Below are 1,320 nucleotides of genomic sequence, written 5' to 3'. Positions count from 1 at the left end.
AAAACTGCAAGCCATTACGATCGAGTTTAATGGTGCTCCACGAGTGGGTTTGGATGAGAGAAGCGAAGAACTGTTTAAGGTCATTGGTGGTTAACGTATCAGGGACTCGATCAAAATGTGCGGTGATCCGACGAACCGCACGAGAATAGGCATCAATGGTTGCGGGTCGTTTACCTTGCAGCTTTAGATTGGTAAGGTGTTGTTCATAAAGGGCGTTGTAGCGTTTTAAGTCGGCTGGTTTCATGGGGTTACTCCTGTGAATGACCATCAGGGTGATGGTGTTACAAGAGTATGGCTTGCGCTCGCTTTACTCTGCCGCGCAGCGGCTTCGTTCAACAAACAATTTAAGAGTGATTCGGCACGCGTGGCATTTTTGCTATGCGTTGGTTTTAGTGATTTAGGTGGTATGCGGTAGCATTGGTATTGCGTGCCTCACACCTTAATTGGGCGTTAGGTGTTCAAGAGGTCAGTTTAAAGAATGAGTTTCAAAATTAATAGAATGAGCAATAATAGCCTTGGAACGCATTACGGTATTTTTCAAAATGGTGAGTTAATCCATCATGAGTTTAGTCGTGCAACTGCAGAAAAGGTACTGGGAAAACTACAGACTGGAAAGACACTTGAAGAGGCGCTTAAATCTGAGCCAATACCCAAATCTGAACGAGTAATAGCTCGACTTGTAAAACCTCAAGCTTCATTAGTTAAGCAACATAAATCTCTTTTTACTACAGCGGTAACTACTGAGAAAAAATTCGAATATGATCCTGTCTTAAACCGTCAAATTGCGAACTTTAAGGTAAATGAAATCGTTCAGGTGACAAATCGAAAGGGGCAACGCTCAACAATACATATTACTAATATAGTAAAATTGAGTTGGCACCAACTTCAATTGTTAGTCTCCGGAGGTAGTAATAAATTCGAGAAACAGTATTTACTTTACAAAGAGTTCAGTACAAAACATCAAGCACATAGCGTCTTGAAAGGGATGAGTTTAAGCCAAGCGGAAAGTACGGAAATTCAAGAATACATAGATATCTTTAAGGCAAATGGGTTCTCAAAACACACACAAGTAAATAATTACATAACCAACAATAGCTTGTGGGAACACTTCCCGACAATTCGCTCACTTAACGATCATGGTGAGTGCAAAGAAATCCCAGGAATAGAACCTAAATATTTTGAAGTTGTTTGCCGAATTTTGAATATATCGGGTGAAGGTGGTAGAAGCTTAGATAACTTCAAAAAGTACTAATTTAGACCACACCTAACAAATAAGGATTAAGGTGTTGCGTAGCCAACACTAAATCCCAAGTGTTGAAC

2 protein-coding genes are annotated in these 1,320 nt (G+C 40.3%); one reads left to right on the top strand and one right to left on the bottom strand.

Annotation, left to right across the window (positions count from 1 at the left end):
* Positions 1-244, bottom strand: a 244-nt coding sequence (locus ACED53_RS23420) for a phage integrase N-terminal SAM-like domain-containing protein (RefSeq protein WP_371693339.1), incomplete at its 3' end; no start/stop codon positions are given.
* Positions 245-478: 234 nt separating this feature from the next.
* Between ACED53_RS23420 and ACED53_RS23415 the strand changes: the two genes are divergently transcribed.
* The gene (locus tag ACED53_RS23415) at positions 479-1,252 is read left to right on the top strand and encodes a hypothetical protein (protein ID WP_017101674.1); all 774 of its coding nucleotides are present in this window, start codon (positions 479-481) and stop codon (positions 1,250-1,252) included.
* Positions 1,253-1,320: the final 68 nt, after the last annotated feature.

The sequence above is a fragment of the Vibrio sp. 1F169 genome (assembly GCF_041439605.1).
GTDB classification, from domain to species: Bacteria; Pseudomonadota; Gammaproteobacteria; order Enterobacterales; family Vibrionaceae; genus Vibrio; species Vibrio tasmaniensis_A.
This window is presented reverse-complemented; position numbering and strand designations above follow the sequence as displayed.

Bases quoted from the DNA above. Each gene is read 5' to 3' on its own strand.
- ACED53_RS23415 (WP_017101674.1), top strand. From the start codon at position 479: ATGAGTTTCAAAATTAATAGAATGAGCAATAATAGCCTTGGAACGCAT.